Origin of the sequence: Granulicella sp. S156 (genome assembly GCF_009766105.1) — a bacterium.
Lineage (GTDB): Bacteria > Acidobacteriota > Terriglobia > Terriglobales > Acidobacteriaceae > Granulicella.
The window spans coordinates 143,741-166,192 of record NZ_LMUH01000006.1; the positions used below are offsets into that span (position 1 = coordinate 143,741).

Annotated in this window: 12 protein-coding genes and 2 tRNA genes; 9 read left to right on the forward strand and 5 right to left on the reverse strand. The window is 57.4% G+C overall.

Annotated features, from left to right (window positions below; genetic code table 11):
- The first annotated feature begins 9 nt into the window (after positions 1 to 9).
- The 5 genes from alaS (at position 10) to GSQ91_RS05295 (ending at position 8,923) form a co-directional block, all read left to right on the forward strand.
- Positions 10 to 2,709 (forward strand): alanine--tRNA ligase, encoded by a 2,700-nt coding sequence (alaS, locus tag GSQ91_RS05275; protein ID WP_158820215.1) that lies wholly within the window; start codon positions 10 to 12, stop codon positions 2,707 to 2,709.
- Between the two features lie 286 nt (positions 2,710 to 2,995).
- A complete protein-coding gene (locus GSQ91_RS05280; protein ID WP_158820216.1) occupies positions 2,996 to 5,386 on the forward strand; it encodes an N-acetylmuramoyl-L-alanine amidase in 2,391 nt (796 codons plus the stop codon).
- Between the two features lie 46 nt (positions 5,387 to 5,432).
- Entirely contained in the window at positions 5,433 to 6,575 is a 1,143-nt protein-coding gene (locus GSQ91_RS05285) for a DUF6599 family protein (RefSeq protein ID WP_158820217.1), read from the forward strand.
- 558 nt (positions 6,576 to 7,133) lie between these two features.
- Complete coding sequence (locus GSQ91_RS05290) at positions 7,134 to 8,684, forward strand: glycoside hydrolase family 28 protein (protein WP_158820218.1); 1,551 nt, start codon at positions 7,134 to 7,136, stop codon at positions 8,682 to 8,684.
- Between the two features lie 163 nt (positions 8,685 to 8,847).
- Positions 8,848 to 8,923 (forward strand) — tRNA-Thr (locus GSQ91_RS05295).
- 20 nt (positions 8,924 to 8,943) lie between these two features.
- On the opposite strand, the gene GSQ91_RS05300 is transcribed toward GSQ91_RS05295, so the two are convergent.
- From GSQ91_RS05300 to GSQ91_RS05310, 3 genes are read right to left on the reverse strand one after another with little or no spacing between them, the layout of a single operon-like run.
- Positions 8,944 to 9,843, reverse strand: coding sequence for a site-specific integrase (locus GSQ91_RS05300; RefSeq protein ID WP_158820219.1), 900 nt, complete (start codon positions 9,841 to 9,843; stop codon positions 8,944 to 8,946).
- 41 nt (positions 9,844 to 9,884) lie between these two features.
- Positions 9,885 to 10,256: a hypothetical protein gene (locus GSQ91_RS05305; protein ID WP_158820220.1), complete on the reverse strand. Its 372-nt coding sequence runs from the start codon at positions 10,254 to 10,256 to the stop codon at positions 9,885 to 9,887.
- A 35-nt stretch (positions 10,257 to 10,291) separates the two neighbouring features.
- A complete protein-coding gene (locus GSQ91_RS05310; protein WP_158820221.1) occupies positions 10,292 to 12,673 on the reverse strand; it encodes a winged helix-turn-helix domain-containing protein in 2,382 nt (793 codons plus the stop codon).
- A 283-nt stretch (positions 12,674 to 12,956) separates the two neighbouring features.
- On the opposite strand from GSQ91_RS05310, the gene GSQ91_RS05315 reads away from it, so the two are divergent.
- Positions 12,957 to 16,949: an Ig-like domain repeat protein gene (locus tag GSQ91_RS05315; RefSeq protein ID WP_158820222.1), complete on the forward strand. Its 3,993-nt coding sequence runs from the start codon at positions 12,957 to 12,959 to the stop codon at positions 16,947 to 16,949.
- A 134-nt stretch (positions 16,950 to 17,083) separates the two neighbouring features.
- On the opposite strand, the gene GSQ91_RS05320 is transcribed toward GSQ91_RS05315, so the two are convergent.
- Positions 17,084 to 17,186: transfer RNA gene (locus GSQ91_RS05320), tRNA-Ser, on the reverse strand.
- Here GSQ91_RS05320 and GSQ91_RS05325 point away from each other — a divergent pair.
- Entirely contained in the window at positions 17,137 to 17,523 is a 387-nt protein-coding gene (locus tag GSQ91_RS05325; RefSeq protein ID WP_158820223.1) for a hypothetical protein, read from the forward strand. The genes GSQ91_RS05320 and GSQ91_RS05325 overlap by 50 nt on opposite strands.
- A gap of 48 nt (positions 17,524 to 17,571) precedes the next feature.
- Entirely contained in the window at positions 17,572 to 18,024 is a 453-nt protein-coding gene (locus GSQ91_RS05330) for a hypothetical protein (protein ID WP_158820224.1), read from the forward strand.
- A gap of 71 nt (positions 18,025 to 18,095) precedes the next feature.
- Here GSQ91_RS05330 and GSQ91_RS05335 read toward each other — a convergent pair whose 3' ends face one another.
- On the reverse strand, positions 18,096 to 18,725 hold the full coding sequence (locus tag GSQ91_RS05335) for a response regulator transcription factor (protein WP_158820225.1): 630 nt from the start codon (positions 18,723 to 18,725) through the stop codon (positions 18,096 to 18,098).
- 598 nt (positions 18,726 to 19,323) lie between these two features.
- Here GSQ91_RS05335 and GSQ91_RS05340 point away from each other — a divergent pair.
- Positions 19,324 to 22,404 carry a sensor histidine kinase gene (locus GSQ91_RS05340; protein WP_158820226.1) on the forward strand — a complete coding sequence of 1,027 codons (3,081 nt, stop codon included), beginning with the start codon at positions 19,324 to 19,326 and terminating at the stop codon, positions 22,402 to 22,404.
- Positions 22,405 to 22,452 lie beyond the last annotated feature (48 nt).

Below are 22,452 nucleotides of genomic sequence, written 5' to 3' on the forward strand. Positions count from 1 at the left end.
TTAAGTTCTATGCGTAACTTGTCAGGCAATCAGATTCGGGAAGATTTTTTACGGTTTTTTGAAGTGAAGGGGCACCGTCGTGTGCACTCTTCGTCGCTGGTTCCGGCCAACGATCCAACCCTGCTGTTTACCAACGCGGGGATGAACCAGTTCAAGGACGTCTTCCTGGGCGCGGAGACGCGTGATTACTTGCGCGCGGCCTCTTCGCAAAAGTGCGTGCGCGCCGGTGGCAAGCATAACGATCTCGAGAACGTCGGCTTCACGCGTCGCCACCACACCTTCTTCGAGATGCTTGGCAACTTCTCGTTTGGCGACTACTTCAAGCGCGACGCGATCAAGTATGCGTGGGAGTTGCTGACCTCGGAGGACTGGTTCGGCATTGATCCCTCCAAGCTCTACGTCACGATCTTCGAGGGCGATGCGAGCGTATCTCGCGACAACGAGGCCGAGCAATTCTGGCTGGAAGTAGGTGTTCCCAAAGAGCGCATCTTCGAGCTCGGTGCGAAGGACAACTTCTGGGCCATGGGCGACACCGGTCCCTGTGGTCCATGCTCGGAGGTCTATTACGATCTCGGGCTGACGGCTTCGGAGACGGGCGAGGACAAACCGTTCGGAGAAGACGACCAGCGCTACATGGAGATCTGGAACCTCGTCTTCATGCAGTTCGACCGCGCCAGTGACGGCACGCTGACACCGCTGCCCAAGCCTTCCATCGATACCGGTATGGGGCTGGAACGCGTCGCCTGCGTGCTGCAGGGGAAGCTGTCGAACTATGAGAGCGATCTGTTTACGCCTCTGCTGAAGCGTGCTGCGGAACTGACGGGGATGTTATCGAATTCCGAGTCGCCAGTTCTGAGTTCTGGAATTGAAGAGATTGCGATCAGCGATGAGAAGGGCGCGGCTTCGCTGCGCATCATCGCTGACCATGCGCGTGCGTCGACGTTCCTGATCTCGGATGGCGTGCTGCCCGCGAACGAGGGCCGCGGCTATGTGTTGCGCAAGATCCTGCGGCGCGGCATACGGCACGGGCGGCTTCTCGGGCAGGAAAAGCCATTCATGCATGAGATGGTGCTCGCCGTGCGCGATGAGATGCAGGCTGCATATCCAGAGTTGAAGGAGTCTGCGGACCGCGTGGCGAAGGTGGTGCTCGCAGAAGAGCAGCAGTTTGCGCGCACACTAGAGCTTGGATTGCGACAGATGAACGAAGAAACATTGCGCTCCGGTTCACAGGCGTTTCATCTGTACGAGACCTTCGGGATGCCCCTGGACTTCATGGTCGACGCTGCACGCGATGCGGGCATTGCGTTTGACATGGCCGGTTTCGAAGCTGCGAAGGAAGAAGAGCAGCAACGCGCTCGCGCTTCGTGGAAGGGTGGATCGCAGAAGTCGGCCTCGCCGGTGTATCGCGAATTGGCGAAGACGGAGTTCGAAGGCTATACCTCGTTGCGTGTCGATGGTGCGAAGGTCCTCGCACTGGTCAAGGACGGCGTCGGTGTCAGCGAACTGAAGACAGGCGAGACAGGCGAAGTCGTACTCGATGCGACCAGCTTCTATGCGGACTCGGGCGGACAGGTGGGCGACGTCGGCTGGCTGTACTCTGCCGATCACAACACTGTCGTCGCTGAGGTCTCAGGCTGTAAGAAGCCGGTGCAAGGTGTCTTCGCTCATGCGGTAACGGCGAAGCAGACGATTGCTGTGGGAGATACGGTCGATACGGTGGTGAACGGCGAAGTACGCGCGGCGGTGATGCGCAACCATACCGGTACTCATCTTTTGCATGCGGCGTTGCGACAGGTTCTGGGAACGCATGTGAAGCAGGCGGGATCGTTGAATGACCGCTCGCGGCTGCGCTTCGACTTCTCGCACTTTACGGGTGTGGCCGAAGAAGAGCTGCAGGAGATCGAAGATATTGTGAACCGGCAGGTGCTGGCCAACACCCTCGTGCAGACGCTGGTGGATGTGCCGATCGACGTTGCGGTGCATGAGTTAGGCGCGATGGCGCTCTTCGGTGAGAAGTACGGCGAGCGCGTACGTGTGGTCAAGATCGGAGATTTTTCGACCGAACTCTGCGGCGGAACACACATCGGCGCGACAGGCGAGATCGGGCTGGTTAAGTTAGTAGGCGAAGGCGCGGTTGCGAGTGGTGTGCGGCGTGTCGAGGCTGTAACGGGTACGGGCTCGCTGGGATTGTTCCGTCGCGATGCGGATGTCGCGAAAGTAGCCTTGCAGTTTGCAGGTGGCGGCGGCGATGCCGATGCGTTGCGGTCGAAGGTCGCGGCGCAGGACGACGAGATGAAGAAGCTGCGCCGCGAGCTGGAGCAGCTGCGGATGAAGTCGGCCAGCGCGGCGACAGCCGATGCTGCGTCCTCGGCCGTTGAGGTCAAAGGTGTTAAGGTGCTGGCCCAGCGTGTGGACGCTCTCGATAAATCACAGATGCGGAACCTCGTGGATGAACTGCGCGGCAAGCTCGGATCAGGCGTGGTCGTTCTGGGTGCGGCGACCGAAGGCCGGGTTTCGTTGATCGTTGGCGTGACGAAGGATCTTACGGGCAAGGTGCAGGCGGGAAAGATCGTCGGGCAGATTGCGGCGAAGGTTGGCGGTAAGGGTGGTGGGCGTCCGGATCTTGCCGAGGCTGGCGGGAGCGATGTTACGGCGCTCGATGGTGCATTGGCAGGTGCTGCCGACGTGGTGGGCGAGTTGCTGGGGTAGGTGGGCATAGACGCAGAGCGCGATTCAAATGTTTGTGGCTCGCTTTGCGTCATGGGCATCGCGCAGGAGCGCGACTGTTTTCCGTTCTGCTAAGCAATATGGCTCAATGGAGGAGAGCGGTCGTTTGCTACCGCAAACGATCCCCACCTTAGGCGCGATGAAACTGCGCCGAAGATGGGGCACCCGGATTGTCGCCCGATATTCCATCCGCAGGGTATTCGCCTGAGTACCCTTGCGGGATTCACAGCCTGAAGAGTGCCGCCGCAAACCTACACTGAAGGTAGATATGGGCGCTCTTTCCCAAAGGTGGGTTGTGCAGGGACGTTGCGCGGTATGCGTGGCTGCGATCACATGCGTTTGCTTTGCTGGTCTGAGTTCTGCCGCGGTTACAGCGCGAGCGAAGTCGGATCCATGGCAGTCGGCACTTGCAGCGCGGCAGGCCTTTGAGGCTGAGCCCTCGGGCACCCATACCAAGGCGGAGTATGCCAACGTCATGGATGGCTTTCGTGCGATCTATCATGGCGACCCAGCCAATACCCACGCAGCGAAGGCTGTCGAGCAGGTAGCTGAACTGCTCGCCGAGCAGGGACACGAACTGGGCGATCGCAAGAGCCTTCGCGATGCCGCCGGTCAATATGAGTTTCTGGCCAAGGCATATCCAAGTTCGACAGGTGGGTCGCTGGCCCCGTCTGCGTTGGGACATGCGCTGGAACTGCTCGGTCCGGATGGCGTAAACGATGCCGCCGAGGCCCGCAAGGTGCGAGCGGAGCTGGAGAGTCAGTATCCGAGATTTGCTAAGAGTGAAGAGGCCAGGAGTTCTCACCCTGGCGGCGATGAGACCGTCGCCAGCATAGATCGCCCCGCGTCGACGGCCGGCAACGATCGGACGACTCGCTTGAACGAGCAGAGAACGGTCTCCACAGGTTCTGGTACTTCCGATACTCGCTTTAGCGGTGATAGTGCCACTACGAAGACGGGGCGCTCGGTTTTATCTGCAGACGTCGAGACGATTCGTGCGGAAACTCCTGTTGTGAAACCGGTAAGCCTGTCTGGGAGCAAGCACGTAGCGCAGGTTACGGGCATTCGCCACTGGTCGACTTCAACCTACACGCGCGTTGCGATCGACCTTGGCGATGAGGTCGAGTACCAGGCAGCGCGGGTAGAGAACCCTGACCGCATCTTCTTCGATCTGCACAACTCGCATCTTGCGTCCGAACTGGCAGGCAAGAGTTTCGCCGTTACCGACGACGGTTTCCTTACCCGTATTCGCGCCGCGCAGTTTTCCAATGACGTTACGCGGGTGGTGCTGGATGTGCATGAGGTTGCAGAGTACTCGGCATTCCTGTTGCCGAACCCGTATCGGCTGATCATCGATATCCATGGAAAGCAGGGAGTTGGAAATTCTAAGGAGCAAGGAGCTGGGGTCATTGGAGCTGGGGTCATTAAGGAGCAGGGAAATGTTGCCCCGCCAGCAAACAGCAAACAGCAAACAGGAAACAGTGATGAGATCACAGGTAACAGACAACAAAGATCAGCCAGCCTAGCGCCGGTTGCACCCGTTGCGCCGGCTCCATCGACAGTTTCGAGTGGGTCGAATGGTGTCACGGAGGTTTCGGGGCTGCCGCCGATGCCTGTGACCGATGGTAGTTCGGCGTTTGGGCTGTCTTCGCGGAAGACGGCAGGCAACTCCACCGTTGCACAGCCGCGTGTCGTGATTCCGACCAAGCCCACGACGGCCAATCCTGTTCCGAATACGGTAACGACGCATTCCAGCGATACGGGAGTCGAGTTTGCTGCAGTCAGCGATCAGCCGGGCAAGGTTGTGGCGACGAGCAGACCCACTTCTCAGCCGATCGTCGATCGCACTCCGCCGAAGAGCAAACCGCCTGTGAGTGCAGCCCCAGTAGAGGCTCCGCCGCCGACCGCAGACGGCGAGACGCTGGTGCGGGCGCTGGGACTAAAGATTGGTCGCATCGTGATTGACGCCGGGCACGGTGGTCACGATTCCGGCACGCTCGGCGTCGGTGGCATTGAAGAGAAAGACGTTGTGCTCGATGTGGCCTTGCGGCTCGGCAAGCTGCTGCATGACCGGCTCGGAGCCGAGATCGTCTACACGCGCGCCGACGATACCTTCATCCCGCTGGAGACGCGGACGGCGATTGCAAACAAGGCACAGGCGGACCTTTTTATCTCGGTGCACGCCAACAGTTCGCAGGACTCAACCGCTCGTGGCGTCGAGGTGTACTACCTGAACTTCACCAGCGACCCCGACGCGATGCGTGTGGCGAGCCGCGAGAACGCTGTCTCGACCCAGAGCGTGCATGAATTGAGCGACCTGGTGAAGAAGATTGCGCTTAAGGACAAGATTGACGAGTCGCACGAGTTGGCCACCGACGTTGATGCAGGCCTTTACGCCGGTCTGGCGAAGGGCAACGACGGGCTGAAGAATCGCGGCGTGAAGAAAGCGCCGTTTGTGGTGCTGATCGGTGCGAATATGCCGTCGATCCTGGCGGAGATCAGCTTCGTCACCAATCCGACCGACGCCGAGCAGCTGCAGCGGCCACAGTACCGGCAGCGCGTGGCGGAGAGCCTATACAACGGTGTTGCGCGCTATGCGGCTGGTATTAATGGCAGCAAAGCGGGCGCTCCAAAGACGACGGAACGGGCGCAACGTTAGGCCGGGACGTGCTTACGTTTTCGAGTTGGTGTAGTCTGTGCCCTGTATGGGACTGGTTTTCGTTCATCGGCGCGGGGTGTTTGCGGGCATTATGCTGGCAGGTTTTGCGATAGGTGCGCTGGCTCAGTCGGCGACCACGATTACCGAGCCAGCGTCTCCTCTGCTGCCGCAAAGTTTCGGAGAGTGGAAGGCAGGAGCCGCCTCTCCTGCAACGGAAACCCCATCAATTTCATTGACCACAGTGAATAAGGCGGCCCTTGAAGAGTCCGGGCCACAGCGCTCGCAGGTCGCGGATTACACACACAATGGCCGCAGTATTCATGTGGAGGCCATCCAGTTCAACGACAGAACCGGGGCCTATAGCGCGTTCACGCTGGTTCAGCGGACGGACATGCGTACTGGCAAAGAGCTTGGCTCGGTCGACGCAGTAGGCGATGGAGCCGTGCTGTTTACCGTAGGCACGTCACTGGTGCTGGCTTACCCGGCAACCGGCGCGGACGTTGCATCGCTCAAGCCACTGTCTGAAGTGATGCCGAAGGTAAGCGGCCCCAAGGGTGTCGCTCCGCTCCTGCCCACATTCGTTCCTACGAAAGGGTTGGTCGAAGGCAGCGTGCGCTACGCGATAGGAGCTTCGAGCTATGCGGCTGAAGGTGGTGTGCTTCCGGCCCAGTCGCTGGGCTGGGACAAGAGTGCCGAGGCCGTGACAGCGCAGTTTGCCGACAGGCGCGGCAAGGAAACGCTCACGCTGCTGCTGTATCCCACGCCGGCGATTGCGGGCAGCTTCACCAAGGCGATCCAGAATGGAATTGCCTCGATGGGCCCGAGCTTTGCCAATGCAAAGGTGCGACGTGAGGGCGATCTGGTGATGCTGGCTTCGGGTAGCTTCTCACCCGACGAAGCACAGCGGATGATCGAGAACATCCACATGCGCCAGGAGCTTAGCTTCGACAAAGACGTGCAGCCGGTCTTCCACACCGAGGTGCAGAAGACCTTCAGCCTGCTCGAGAGCATCACGATACTCTCGGGTGTGATGATGCTGGCTGCGGTGCTGCTGGGGCTGTTTCTGGGCGGGGGACGGGCTGCGATCCGGGTGATGCGCGGCAAATCGGCGGCCAGTGAGCCAGAGTTCCTGAGTCTGCACCTCGATCCGCAAAATAAGGCCCCAAAATTCGGATCGCCGCAGTCCTGAGAGATTAAATTTGACTCCTATCAGCTACGGGTGCCGCAGGAAGGTACCCGGTGAAACCCGGGTAAAAACCGGAGTTCCCCGGCGTTGTTTTCGATAAACCATTGAAAACATTGAAATTGATATTTATCCCAAAACTTTCTTGACAGCACCCGAGGCCAACCATACTCTTGCACCAGAGAGTTCCGATAGCTTTGCCTCTGTTGGAACTGCCTCCCATAGAAAAGGGTCGCCCTGTTGCCGGGCGGCCCTTTTGATTTGTGGAAAAAGTGGGACGAAATTGGGGTGTAAGCGAAGAACAGGCAACGGCAAAATCTTTAACGCAGAGGGCGCGGTGGTTTTGACGCAAAGCGCGACACAAGCATTTGTGACCCGCTTTGCATCTGCGGAGGTTTCGCAGAGGTCGCGACGGCATCTGTGGTGAAGCCATCCGCACTCTGCGTTGAAGATTTTGGGTGCTCATAGTTGCATAGCTCTTATGAACCTGATGTCCTCTCCAAGAGTTCACTTGTCAGACAGGTTTGTGCTAGTGTGGCAGGGCGATCTTGCGGAGGGTTGGGAATGTATCGGATAGGGAGAGAGACGGTTGTGGTGTGTGGCTTGGTGCTGGCTGCTGGCGTGTGTACGGTGGCGGGCGCACAGGACACACGGCCGCTGATGGAGCCGAAGATCCCACCGGTATGTACGAAGCTGGAGGCGCGGCTCTATGCGGAGCCGGATACCAACGGTGGGCGCATCTCCGAAGAAGACGAACAAAAGCTCGACACGGAGCGGATTCAAAAGGCATTGAACGGATGCGCGCCGGGGCAGGCGGTAGAGCTGACCTCTGGCTTCGGTCCAGAGGCGACAGGCACTCCTGTCGCAAAGCCTGTTCGATACGACGTGTTCCTCACCGGTCCCCTCGAGATGCGTGATGGCGTGACGTTGTTGATCGATAAGGGGGTGACGCTTTATGGCTCGCGAGACCCCAGGGATTACGAGATTCCCAATCCCGATGCGAAGCCCGGAGATCCGATAGCCCCGATCAAGTGTGGCACCTCGACGCCTCGGCCAACGACCTTTCCGACGTTTTCGGTCAACGCTGGAGCCCGCCCGCGCGGAGGTTGCCGGCCCCTCATCGCCATCAACGATGTGAAAAACGTTGGGATCATGGGGGAAGGCACGATCGACGGCCGAGGTTATGCAAAGTTGGACGGTCACGACTATAGCTGGTGGCAGATGGCGCGCAAGGCGCAGCCGAACGACGATCTGTACTACTCAACGCGGTTGATCTCAGCCAACCATGCCGATGGGCTGGTGCTCTACAAGATCACGCTGCACAACTCGCCGAACTTCCACGTCGGCGTGAACAATACGAACGGATTCACGGCGTGGAGCGTGCACCTGCAGACGCCGGTGGATAAATCTCTGGACGCGCGCAACACCGATGGCATCGACCCGGGAACGTCGCAGAACGTTACGGTTGCCTATAGCTGGATCGATAACGGGGACGACAATATTGCGATCAAGCAGGGCGTCTCGCATATGAGCGTCGTCCACGACCATTTCTATAACGGCCACGGGATGTCGATCGGGTCGGAGACGATGCTGGGGCAGAGCGACCTGGTGGTGCATGACCTGGTGGAGGACCACACCTCGAGCGGCATCCGCATTAAGAGCAATGTGAAGCGCGGGGGGCCGGTCCACGACCTTATCTATAAAGGCATCTGTATGAAGGATGTGCCGATTCCCATTGCGATCTCGCCCTACTACACCAACCAGACGGTCGAGCCATTTGAAGACCCGAAGTATATCGGTGACAAGATTCCCGATTACAAGGGGATTACGCTTCAGGACATCTACTCGGAGACGCCGGGGGATGTGCTGATTGCAGGGTTGAACGACGACCACAGGACTCAGGTGATGCTGAAGAACGTGATTATCAAAGGAATTAAACCAAGCCAGGTGCATCTGTTCTACGACGACCTGACGGTTCAGTCGCCGGGGACGAATCTTCCCCTGCGAGAGAGCGCGAACAAGACGGTAAAGCTGATTGGGGATGGGGCAAAGGGTATCGAATCGGTGGGTGACCAGCCCGATCCATGTGCAGGGAAGTTTGTGCCGATGCAGTAAACCTGTGGATACACCGAAGCAGATTCCCTCCGGGAATGACAGAAAGAAAAGCAAAGGCAAAGGCGATTTTGCGTCTGCGGCGATTGTCGATAGAATGACAGAGGAGCAAGCCAGACGCAAAGCGCATCACACACCTTTGTGTTGCACTCCGCATCCAGAGCAGGCCGACGTAGCTCAGTTGGTAGAGCAGCTGATTCGTAATCAGCAGGTCAACGGTTCAAGTCCGTTCGTCGGCTCCATCTTTTCAAAGACTTAGCCTTCAGTTGACCGCCATCTGCTGTACAACTGCTGTACAAGCTATTTTTTCTTCCAATATACGCATCGCCTCCTGCGCCACTCGTGGCGCAGTTTTGATGTAGAAGCGCTGGGTCGTACTCACGTCCTCGTGCCTCAGAATGCATTGGATCGTGGTGTCTTCCACACCCAACTCCTTGAGGTTGGTCGCGAGGCCGCGACGGTACGCCTGCCAGCCCTTCCATTGCATGCCGTTCGCTTCAAACACTGGCTTGAGGATGCGATCGGCGATGTTGTCCAGATCGAGCGCTCCGCCGCTACGGTTGGGGAACATGAATCCCGCCGCCGTCTTCGGTCGAATCGCATCGAGCAACAGGCGAAGAGGCCGAATGATCGGGACCAACCCCGGTTCATCCACGTCCTCATCAGTTTTGGTGCTCTTCAGCGTGGTGTTCCATACGCTACGACAGATGGCTAATGCTTTGCCATTATCGTCCTCCCACCACAATCCCCGTATTTCACCCTTACGAAGGGCGGCAAAGGCGGTGACGCCGATAATCGCGCGCATTTGATCCGCACTGATTCCAGCGACATGAACTTCCGCCTTGATCCCCGTTCTCCTACGAGTGATACGGGCTGTCTTACGCTTGCGAGGTAGTGGTTGGGGAACGACGATAGGATCCCTCGTAAAGAGCTCCAAATGCCTCAGGATCTCGTCCAGGCTGTACGCAAGGCGCTTGCGGCCGTGCTTTCTTCCCTTGGGGATCCTGACGCCCGTTGTCGGGTTTGCACCGTCGTACACGCCCAGGTTACGGGCCTCGGTGAAGATGGCGCTGAGCGTCACCTTAATCGTCTTGTACGTTCCATGTGCGCGGTTCGTCCCGTGCTCATCTTCGACTGCATTGAGCAGCGTCTGAATGTGCATTGGACGAACATCCCGAAGCCGTAAGCCTCCGGCTCGTGGTTTTAGGTGACACTCCCACGTATCCCGATAGCACTTGAGCCCGGCTCCAGTGAGCCGCCGCCTGCATGCAGGCAGAAACGTGTTGTCCACGAAATCCACGAGTGAAACTCCCGATCCGGGATGGAACCCACCTCCAGCGCCGCGACGTGCATCCACTCGAAGAGGCGCGGAGCTTCAAACGGCTGCTCGACCTGGAAGAGCCTAAGTACAGCTTGGAGCAGATTGCGGCCAAGATCGGCAAACCACCCGCGTACGTCGCTACCCGTTTGAAGTTGACCGAGCTTGCCGAAGTGGTTGTTGAGGAGTTCTACCGTTAGGAGATTGGCGTCGGCCATGCGCCGCACGGGCCCGCTTCTAAAGAGACCATCAATCATGTGTAAACCCCGAATTTCTGAATCAACGAAGACAGCTAGTACAGTTCGTGCTCATAGAGGCGAAGCTGTCGCATCGGTGGGAAATCGGAATCCGCATCTTTCCATATACCATCTAACTCGGCAAACTGCCGGGAGGCTTCGGCTCTGTTTCCCGATAATGCCTGGGTTCTTCCCAACTCGAGCATAGCGAGGCTGATGTACGGAGACTGCGGACGAAGCATGCGATGTTCAAGCACCCGCTGGAACTCACTTGCAGCCTGCGCGTACTGATGCTTCTGCATATAAATAAGGCCGCGGTAGTAGGGCGGAGAAAGTATGGTTGCCGCGCAGAAATCGTATGGGCGGGCTGCAGCCAGCCGGCGCAGGGCTTCATCCGGATTATGTTGCTTGAGAGCAATCGTGGCATTGGCAGAAGCGAGAATCACGGAATTTACAATCGTGTTGGATGAATTCTGCAACGCAGATCTGTGGGCTAAGGCTTCGGAGTGCGCAGTGTCACCAGCACGGGCAAGGGCCAACGAGGCAACGGATTGCAGGTAGGCATCGTTGGGGGCCATCGCAACGGCCTGCATAGTGTCGTGGATCGCTTGCTGCGGAAGGCCAAGGTCCGCTTCGAGAGTGGCCCAATCGATACGCACGCTAACACCCCGTAGAGAATTATTGGCATGCTCAGCAAGCGAAAAATATCGGGCGCTCTCTCGTAGCTGGCCGCGATAGGCATAGCGGCAGGCCAGCTCTTCGACGAGCCAGTCATCGATGGGCTCTGTACTCGCCTGCCGAAGCAAATCGGGAGGAAGCACACCATGATTCATAGACAGAAGATTGGCGAAACAGACGCGGCGGAAAAATTCAGAGTCTCTGACCGATTGTGGAGAACTGTTGCACAACCGGCTCAAGGTCCCATAGTCGCCTAAAGCCAGATGAGCCCAAGCAAGAGTGCCTTGAAACATGGAAGAGTCAGGTTGCCATTTTGTCGCCTCCAGGGCAAGCGTCAAGGCCTTCTGCGGCTCGCCAATGTCGAGGTACTCCACTGCGAGGTTGTTCATGGGCACGGGATCGTGCGGATAGATGGAAAGCCACACCTGGTAAGTGCGTACGGAGCTTGGGAGGTCACCGGTCACGTAGGTGTCGTTGTGGGCCGCGATGTAGAGTCGCTCACGGTCCGTTGTGCGCGCGCGCAGATCGAAGGCCTTTTTGTAATACTGCACGCCTAGGGAGCGGTTGTCGAAGCCGATATAGATTGCGCCCAGACGACCGTAGGCGAGGGCAAATTGAGGGTCGAGCTTGATGGCCAGCTCGTAATAGGGAATGGCGTTACTAATCTGGCCTCGGCGGCGGCTTTCCTCGCCGATGGTGAATGCTTTGAGAGCCGCAAGAGAACTGGTCGTAGCCTGGGCTACAGGGACATTGAATCTTCTGAGCGAGGGTTCAGGCTCTCCAAGCTGACGGCGGAGTTTTTCCGTGACCGCATTCAGGGCGGTCAGCACGTCTTCCTGTGCTGGCGCGTAGCTCTCCTGTGTGGCCAGCAGCCTGCCGCTGCCGCATTTCCAAACTTTAACCTGCACAAGGTAGCCGGGCTGCTGATTCTGGACTTCGCCGCGCAGGAGAATCTTTCCTTTGAGCGTCGAGCAGGCGCGTAGCTCATCTTCGAGGTTGGCGGATGAGAGATCGGGAACCAGACGCCGGAAAGCGGACTCATCGATCAGGCGGAGATAGGGTGATTCCTCCAGCTTGACCTGAAAGGCTGGAGACAGGACACCACTGAAGTCGGCTTCTCCCGATGCGTTGGCAAAGCCGCCATCCATAACGCTGTCATGGTCGCTGACGAGAGAGGCTGCTGCCGAGCGCCGGTAGTAGACGCTTGCGGCAATGGCCAGTACGGCCAGAATCAGGGCACCGATCGATATGCGCCGGAGGCGCGGCGTCCACAGGCTTGCCGGGAAGCGACGCTTGGGAGTGGTGTCTACGGAATGGACATCGAGATTGGCAGAAAGAGGCCGGGACGGGACGACACCTACCCTAACGGATACTTTTTCCGACGTCAGCCGGACCGGTGTCACCTGGCCGATGAATTGGTAGCCGCGGCCGGCGATGGTTCGGATGTAGTGTGGATCGGATGCGCTGTCCTGCAGGGCATCGCGCAGCTTCCGCATCGCAACACGGAGACTGCTGTCGAAGTCCATAAAGGTTTTATCGCTCCAGAGGCGAGCCTGAAGCGTCTCCTGGGAAACAACCCGGCCAGGTTCTTCCAGAAGGACCAGAAGCGCTTGAAAGGGGAGTCTCTGAATCCGGGTTTTCTCACCATCCTTCAGCAGCAGCCCGAGGCGAACCTTCACCTCAAAGCCATCGAAGAGGTACGAATCAACCTCTCTCAGACTGTCCTCTTTGCTTTCCAACCATCCTGCTGTCTCCGCCATCTACCCTCTGCGAACCGACTTTGCCTGTAGTCGTCCATCCCGTCAAGTGGTTGGATATAAAGAAGATTAGAGAAAATTAACAACTGTTCACATCAGTTTCGTTGACAAACAATTCATAGAAAGTTTTCTTCAAGATATAAGAGGTTCGCTGCTACTTCCCGATGTCACGGCGAAGCCGAAGGTCGAGCGGGTGCAATTCTCTCACTGCCCCCAACAGCGCTAGCGGCAGCTTTGGGCTGCCAAGTTTTCAAAATGTTAATCGATGTTACAGGAGCTCAATCGCATGCCTGAATACTCCGTCGGGAGAAGACTCTCCCTGTCTCTGATGATTGTGTTGCTTTTGGTGGGCAACTCACTGGCGCTGTTTTCCGCTCAGGCGCATGCTCAGGCTGCTCCCATGGTCAAGGAACAGGTCAGCGATTCCAAGCTGGTTACGCTGAAAAATAATGTCCATCCTCTTGCCAAAGCGGAGTATGACCAGGGGGCTGTGCCGGAGTCGACTCCGACGGGCGGCCTGTTGCTGACGCTGAAGCGGCCAGTGCAGCAACAGGCTACTCTGCGAAACTATCTGGTCTCCGCGCATACTAAGGGATCCGCAAATTTCCACAAGTGGCTGACCCCCGCCCAGTTCGGCGAGCGCTTTGGGCCTGCGGAGTCGGATATTGCCGCGGTGATGACCTGGCTGGAATCGCATGGCTTCCAGGTTGAAAAGATCGGCGCAGGCCGGTCGGCGATCGAGTTCTCGGGAACTGCGGGCAATGTGAAGGAAGCCTTCCACACTGAGCTGCACGCCTACCTGGTCAACGGGCAACTGCATCACTCCAACGTGACGAATCCACAGATTCCGGAGGCGCTCAGTCCAGTCATTGCTGGCATCGGCGCGCTAAATGACTTCCATCCCCAATCGGAGATGGAATCCCTGGGAAACGCCACAATGAACCTCTCTACGCACAAGGTCGTTCCCCAGTGGACCACGCCCAATGGCAACGGCGGAACCGACTACATAGTAGCGCCGGAAGACTTTGCCACACAATATGACCTGACGCCTCTGTATATGGAAGGCATTACCGGCGCGGGGCAGCGCATCGGCATTCTCAACGACTCCAACATTGATATCGGCCAGGTGAGCGCCTATCGCAAGCTCTACAACCTCGACGGCTCCAGCACGCCGAATCTTCCGCAGACCATCATCGATGGGGACGATCCTGGGATTAACGGCGATTCGGGCGAGGCTTACCTCGATGTTGAGCTTGCCGGAGCCGTTGCTCCGCAGGCCTCCATCGACCTCTACATTGCCGCAAACACCGACTATGCCAACGGACTTGATCTCGCCATCCTGCGCGCCATAGAGGACGACCGTGATCCGGTGCTGAGCCTCAGCTTCGGAGGCTGCGAGGCTGCTTACGGCGCTTCCACGTTGGCGTTCTACAACGCCGCCTGGGAACAGGCCGCAGCTCAGGGCCAGACCGTGCTGGTCGCTACGGGTGATTCCGGCTCGGCGGGCTGCGATTCGTCAAACAGCTATATGGCCGAATATGGTTTACAGGTCAATGGTCTGGCTTCTACGCCGTGGAATGTTGCCGTGGGTGGCACGGATTTCTATTACAGCGACTATGCGACCGGGGGAGCCAGTGCCAGCCAGTACTGGGCCAGCACAAACGACAACAACCTTGGTTCGCTCACCAAGCCGCTTCCAGAACAGGTCTGGAACAACAACATCTATGGCCTGAATACCTCCGGCTACGATTTTCCGGACGTCATTGGGGGCGGCGGCGGACAGAGCACCTGTGCAGATCCCAACGGGCCTCTGGCCGGACAGAATCCACTGACAGCGATTGGTTACTGTCAGAAGCTTGGCGGATACGCGAAACCCGACTGGCAGGCGGGCACAGGTGTGCCAAATGACCAGGTTCGCGACCTGCCCGACGTGGCGCTCTTTGCTTCCAATGGGGCAAATAACAGCTTTTACGCCATCTGCGCGGGGCCGCAGCAGTGCATTCCCTCGGATGGCTCTGTATCCTTCAGCGGCGTCGGCGGAACCTCCGCATCGACACCCGCCTTTGCCGCCATTATGGCGCTGGTCAATCAGAAATACGGACCTCAGGGACAAGCGGATTATGTTCTCTATCCGCTGGCTAAGCAGGTCCCCACGGCCTTTCACGATGTGACGGTGGGGTCGAACAACGAGCCCTGCGATGGAACGCTGACTTTTGAGCAATACGACTTCAACTGCTCAGCGGATGCAACTGTGGGCAACTTTTCTCTGCAGAACTGGTATGCCGCCGCCGGCTACGACATGGGCAGCGGACTGGGCAGTGTGGATGCCGACGTCCTGGTGACGAACTGGAACAAAGTCACTTTCACGCCGACAACGCTTACCTTCAGCGCCACCCCCACAAGCATTGCCCACGGACAAAAAGTGACGCTGACCGCTTACGTCGGCGCCAGCTCCGGCTCGGAGACGCCAACCGGTGTAGTTGCTGTAATAGCCGACACGCCGCTCACCGCGAACAAGAGCCAGCTTACAATTCCGCTGAATAGCACCGGAACAGGCGCAACCACCGTGAACTACCTGCCTGGCGGGACCTACAACCTCTACGGGCAATACACCGGCGACGGTACCTTTGGCGGAGCCACCTCTACGCCAATTTCCCTCACCGTCACTCCCGAGAACAGCGCGCTCAGCATCGTCAGCAACGTAGGCGGCACCAGTCCTGTAACGCCGGTGCAAAGCGGGGCGTCGATTCCGTACGGAACGACGATTTCGCTGAGCATCCAGCCGATTGGCGTCAATGCTGCCAAAGGCCAGAGCGACGGTATTGCCACCGGCACGGTCACGGTGACGGACAACGGAAATCCGCTGTCCACGATAGCGCTTGACAGCACCGGGGCGGCTTTCTTCACCTCCGCGGCTCTTGCCATCGGCAGTCACAGCTTTACTGTCAGCTACTCCGGCGATGCGAGCTTTAGCGCTTCTTCTTCGGCTTCGCCGATTACCTTTAGTGTTGCTAAAGGTGCGACCACGACCTACCTGGATTCCAGCACAGCCTCGTACTTCACCCAGGGCTACCCTTTTTACGGATACATCTTTGTACAGGGCTCGTATCCCACGGGCGCCACCGGCGGCGGAGCGCCTCCAACGGGCAGCGTCGTAACCACTCTGAGCAATTCGACGCAGACACTGGTGGAGACGGTTCAGCTCTCTCCGCTTGCCGCCTCGGGCGCTGCTTACGGTATTGCGACTTACGATCAACTGCCCGTGGGCACCTACAACCTGACCACTACCTACTCTGGCGACAGCAACTGGGCAGGCTCGACGAGCACGATCAAAAACTATGTGGATGTGGTGGCGCCGACCACGCCGCAGATGCTCACCACCACCACGCTGGCCATTACCTCGCCGACGAACCCGCAGGATATTCAGCCGGGCACCCCCGTAACAGTAGTGGCCACCACCGCCGGACCGACGGGAGCGTCTGTGGCTCCGACCGGATACTTCGGCTTCCTCTCGGCCGGCAGCCAAGAGGAGCTGTGCGTCAGGGTGGGCACGCCTGCCACAAGCGGGGCTACGATAACTGCAACATGCACCTACACGGCGACGAATGCGTATCCGAACACGCAGACGGTATTTGCCGAGTACCTGGGCGACCAGAACTATATCGGCTCGATGAGCTCCATCCTGTCGTATAGCAATCCCTCCGGGGATTTCACGCTGACTGCCCAGAACCAGAGCGTCGTGGTGCAGGCCGGCACGCCAGCCTCTGCCGCGGTCCTGCTAGCCTCTTCCACCTCGAACCCGTACACCGGCAGTGTCAGCCTGACCTGCTCGGTCGCCGGCGGACCCTCCGGCAATACGGTGCTGCCAACCTGCTCAGTGCCAGGCTCGGTGACGCTCAGCGCGTCGGGTCAGAGCACGGCTACCGTGCAGTTGACGAGTTCCTTCCCGCCGGCGTCGAGCTCGACAAGCGGTGCCACGGCAAACACCGCAAAGAATGGAGTCAACCCTCTCTCTCGTTATCTCGCAGGGGGCAACTGGGCACTGGCTCTCGTGCTGCTGATCGGCATTCCTGTCCGGAAGCGCGCGTGGAAGGCGATGCTGATGGTGGCTCTGCTGCTCTTTGTACCTGCCATGATCATGGGATGCGGCGGCGGCTCCAAGTCGACGCCACCGCCGCCAAGCGCGACGCTTGTTCCGGCCGGAAACTACACGGTGGTCGTTACCGGTATGAATGGCTTGGTGACACATAACGTGCAGATCAACCTCACCGTCCAGTAACAACATCGATCTCCTTTTGATTTTTGTTTTTCGGGATTGGTCTGCCCGATCTTTTGTACCATCTGAATTGTTAATGTAGCGCAGCCATTGGACATATTAGGACCGCCACGTAGATCACCTTTTGTGGAAGAAATTGGTGCGGGGTGGAGGACTCGAACCTCCTTCGTTACTCATTGGGAATGAGAACTTGGCGATTCGTTTGCAGTCTCTCGATTGGGGTCTCTATACCGGCATCGCATTGTTCGGATCGATCGGAAGTGGCAAGACCTATGGGCTGATCCTGCCGGCGATGCGTCAGCTGTTCGCATACAAAGCCGACGATCCTGATCGCAAACTATACGACATTGTTCTCGAAGTCAAAGGTGGTCTCTGCCTGCAGCTCCAGCGAATCCTGAAATGGCGCGGGCGCGAACAGGACTATGTCGAAGTCTCGCTCGATGGAAATATTCGCTACAACTCTCTCAATAACTCGCTTGGTCCCTACGCGCAGGTGTTCAATATCGCATCCATTATCACCTCTATATGGGGGAAAGTAAGGAGCCGTTCTTGCAGCAGTCCTATACAGACCTCGTGAGATACGTGAACCGCTGCCGCCTTGTCGAGTGGGCCTCCTGCTCTACGTGTGGTCGAGACCGTTGCTGCAATTCTCGAACGCTCGGTCCAGAGTGCAATAAAAGCATGGTTCAAGCGTATCCAGACGGATGAGAAGGCGATGTCAATATTGTTGAGCTACGAACAACGTTCTGGCCCTCTACCCCAGGTTTTCCGCGACGTAGTATCTCGCCTTCTCTCTTCTAAACCGATTGGCAGCAAGGAGCTGGTATCCGCAGCCGCTGTGCAGCATGGGCTTGAACGACGCAAGCAGAAGTACACTTCCGCGATGATGGTGGAGGATTCGCGGATGTTACAAGTAACTATCTTTGATACGTTGCAGCACAATCTGGCTAGCATCAACTTCAGCGTGTCGCTCATTGGCGTTATGACGATTGCAGACGAGATCGATTCACAACTCAGTCAGGCGATGACAAGCTACATAACACAATCAGTGAGCGATGCTCTGCCCGTGGAGGCATAGGAACTTACCTATCAGTCAGGCATTGTTACTGGAACCAGAGCTGAGTCAGCGGAACGCATCCTGCGCTGACTTCACGCGTCTAGAAATCCACGCTTCATTGCAATCATCACTGCGTGAGTTCTATCGTTCGCACAAAGCTTAGCCAGAACGCTCTTGATGTGACCCTTTACCGTTTCCTCAGAGATAGCGAGCTTGTCTGCGACAATTTTGTTAGAACACCCGGCAGCCACGACCCGGAGAACTTCTGTCTCACGGGCCGAAAGGGCATCAGCACCAATGTGCTCGGCGATCTCATCGGCAATCTCCCTTGGGATTCTGCGCTGTCCTGCGTGGACGCCACGTATCGTGTCGATGAGTTCCGTTCGGAGCATGCTCTTAAGTAGGTATCCCACCGCGCCTGCCTCGAGAGCGCGCGTCGCCTGCACATCGCCAGAGTAGGTGGTGAGGACGACGATGCGAGCGCGAGGGAACTCTTTGCGGATGGCAAGAATCGCTTCAATACCGTTCATCTGCGGCATCTGCAAATCCATGAGCGTAACGTCTGGTCGCTGTTGCCGGAATTTAGCGACAGCCTCCCTCCCGTTTGTAGCCTCACCTACGAGCTCCATATCCCTCTCGGCCTGGAGCGCGAAAGCAATACCATCCCTGACGAGCGGATGATCGTCGACACAGAGAACCCTTATGCGATCGGATTTGTTCACAAAGCGCCTCCTGCAGAGTTCAGCCGCAGATACAGCGAGAAAAGTTCGCGAGAAGCCAGCCAAGATTTTGGGAGTGATGCTGAATCATCCGCCAAGATATCACGATTCCTCTCGGAAGGACCCCCTCATAAGGGTTACTCTATGACGGTCTTCCTGCGGGTAGCCATTCTTGATCTTCGGCCTTACTGTACAGAGGTGCAAAGGCTCTGCAGCTCATATCCAAGTGGTATTCCAGGGATCGCCCTGGTCTTGCTTCGATTGTCCGTGGCAGTCCTGTTGTTCGCCGGAGGCGATTCGCGCTCGTCTCTTGTCAGGTCAAGCCCATTATTTTTCTTCAGCTTAGCCGTAGCTGTCGCCCTTTGTGCAGGGGGCGGTACAAAACTGGCGGCATTCCTTGCGCTGGTTGTGCAGGCACTTCTCCTGGTTCGTTCGCCGCAGGAAAACATCGTGTTGAGCGCCATCTTCATGACGCAGAGCCTTTCAGCCGCAATGCTTGGAGGTGGTTACTACTCCATTGATGGTTTTGTGTATGGACGGAAACGAGTTATCTTCCCGCCTTCTCATAGGTGAAACAGACGCCATGTGGGTAAATTAGGGTATGTTGTTATCGCGCCGTTTCCTGCATGTGATCTTCGGACTGCTTCTTGTGAGCGGTGGAGCGATCACCTGCCGGGCAGACGAGTACCCCCCTATCAGCGAGTTTCAGCACACTGCCTGGAGTGCCAGGGAGGGAGCACCGGCTATCGCAACGTGTTTTGCGCAGACTCCAGATGGGTATCTTTGGATTGCATCGCCGATTGGCCTCTATCGTTTTGATGGGGTGCAGTTTGAGAAGTTTCAAACCGCGCACGGTGAGCATCTCCTTGATATCAGTATCTCGACACTCTTTGTCGCAAAAGATGGGGGTCTTTGGATCGGTTATACCCATGGAGGAGCGAGCCTGCTCAAGGACGATCGCCTGACCAACTTCGTTGAAGCGGAAGGCCTGGCGGCGAACGTCAAGGTATTTCATTTCGCGGAAGACAGAGATGGACGAATGTGGGCTGCAACTAGAGGCGGTCTATTTCGTCTCGAAGACGAGCGCTGGAGGAAAGTGGGGTACGATTCCGGCTATGCCGAATCTTTGGCGCAGGAGGTGGCGATCGATGAAGATGGAACGCTCTGGGTGCTTACAAGTCAGAATGTTGTCTATCTGCCGCGAGGCGCTTCGAAATTCAAGATAGCGGAGCCGCAAGTTGCCGGGTTCGGCTTTGTCTATCGATATGGTGGAACCATTTGGATGACGCGCTCAAATCGGCGCAAAACCATGGGATATCAAACGCCAGAGTACACTCCCTATCTGAACGGATCTGTTGTGGGACATGATGCCCCCGGATATTTCGTGGATCAGTCGGGCGGTCTTTGGGTTGAAAACACGGGCGATGGACTTTATCGGGTCACCGACGCATCACGCGTGTCAAACAGCGATGGAGTTCCGCCTACCAGTGGCGTCGAGGAGTTTTCGAGTAGAGACGGACTGAGTGGAAACGAGATCTTTAGTGTCTTTGAGGACCGGGAAAAGAATGTTTGGATAGGTACGCAAAACGGCATTGACCGGTTTACTCCAAGCAAGTTTGTATCGGTCAAACTGCCCACGGGCGCGACCGATCTGGAATTGGCCCCTGGAGATCGTGGGTCAGTCGTCGTCACAACCTTCCACGGTTCAGCGATCACGATTGATGCTGATGGAAAGACCGGGAATAGGATAGGTGCTGGTGGGAGCGTCAGTTCCATGTATCGCGATCCAAAGGGGGCTCTTTGGTTGAGCACCCCACATGGATTATCACGGGCCATCGTAGGTCGATCAGAGCAGATTGCTCTTCCTGATTTCCATCGCCGGCGAGGGATCGACAACGTACTTGCCATGACGATGGACAAAGGAGGCGCACTATGGGTTTCTATAGATGGAGAAGGGATCTTTCGTCTGTCGGGCGGGACCTGGACCCAGATCAAGACACCCTTCATTTCATCGAAGACCGCCGCACTGTGTGCGTTCACCGATAGCGTCGGAGCCATCTGGCTGGGCTATCCCGATGACCTCATTGTTGAATTCAGCGGGAAAGCAATGAGAGACTTCACGCATTCGTCTGGCCTGGAACTCGGAAACATCAAGACTCTGACAGAAGAAGCAGGGACTCTATGGGCTGGCGGGGATACTGGCATAGCGTTTTTCAGGAATCAAATCTTCAATCAAGTACAACTGGCAGACCGCAAAGAGCTGCGAGGTGTGTTTGGCCTCGTCTTCGCACGAACCGGGGATCTGTTCATCACGGATCGATCTGGTGTGGGCCGTATTGCTAGTTCCGAACTCACTAGACCGCCTAGCAGTTCGGAACAACCGGTGACCTATCAGTCGCTCTACCTCGATAGTTCTCCCCCCGGTTTGACTCCGCGTTCGAGTTCGGTTCAGGCCTCAGATGGCAGGTTATGGTTCGTTTCGTCGAATGGGCTCGCATGGCTCAATCCCTTGCAGTCGTGGAGCAATCCTCCTCCTCCGCCGGTGCTTATAAAGTCCGTGAACATCGGTGACAGGTCTTTCGAAGCGACCTCCAAGCTGGATTTTCCGCCACGAACCAAGAGCGTACAGATCAGCTACACCGCTCCGACCCTAACCTCTTCGGAGAATGTCCATTTTAAGTACCGGCTCGATGGAAACGATTCAGAATGGCAGGATGCAGGAACGCGAAGAGAAGCTTTCTACACAAACCTTGCCCCGGGGAACTATGTGTTTCATGTGACCGCCTCTAATAGAGACGGCATTTGGAACGACACGGGGGCGTCCCTGGCCTTCCACATTTCGCCAGCATTCAATCAGACGAGAGGTTTTTTTCTCGCCTGCGCGGTGGTCTTTTGCGGATTGATCTATCTTCTCTACCTCTTCAGAATTCGCCAGGTTCTCTCTCTGCACGAGACCATGGCCGCGGATCGAATGGCGGAGCGAGAGCGTATAGCGCGAGAGTTGCATGACACTCTCTTGCAGGGGGTGCATGGCCTCATCTTAAGGTTCGGCGTTCTCACAACGAATTACCCAGAAGGAAATTCGACCCGCGCCGCGTTGGAAGACACCCTTGTTCTCGCAGAGAAGATGCTCATCGAGGGCCGTCAACGGGTGCGCGATCTTCGTTCCGAGGCGAACTCGGTTGATTTGCCAGAAGCTCTCTCTGAGGCAGGGCATGAAATGGCAAGGAACGCCAATCTTCCATTCGTGTTGCAAGTACATGGCACGCCTCGACCTCTACGGCGGATAGTGTCCGAGGAGATATTCAACATTGGGCGGGAGGCGATCAACAATAGTTTCCTGCACTCACAAGGTTCGAAAGTAGAGGCTGAGCTGGTCTATTCCAAAACCTCCATAACGCTTCAGGTGCGAGATGATGGCCGCGGTCTCGAACCCTCCGTCCTTAAGTCAGGTCGTACCGTGGATCACTGGGGCCTCCCGGGCATGCGGGAACGCGCTGCTTCTCTCGGCGCAGAATTCCAGATCTATAGCAAAGCAGGATTCGGGACCGAGGTGGAGCTCCGTATCGCAGGCCGTATCGCCTTTCAAAAGGGGCAGCCTCTTGGCTATGGAGCACGGATATGGAGAGGTATTCGTCGTACGATCGCCAGGAGCGGAGCCGCGAAGAGAATGCCTGATTAGTTGAGAGGGCTTAAGTCAGACCCGAGCTGGCGGTAGTATACGCTCCCT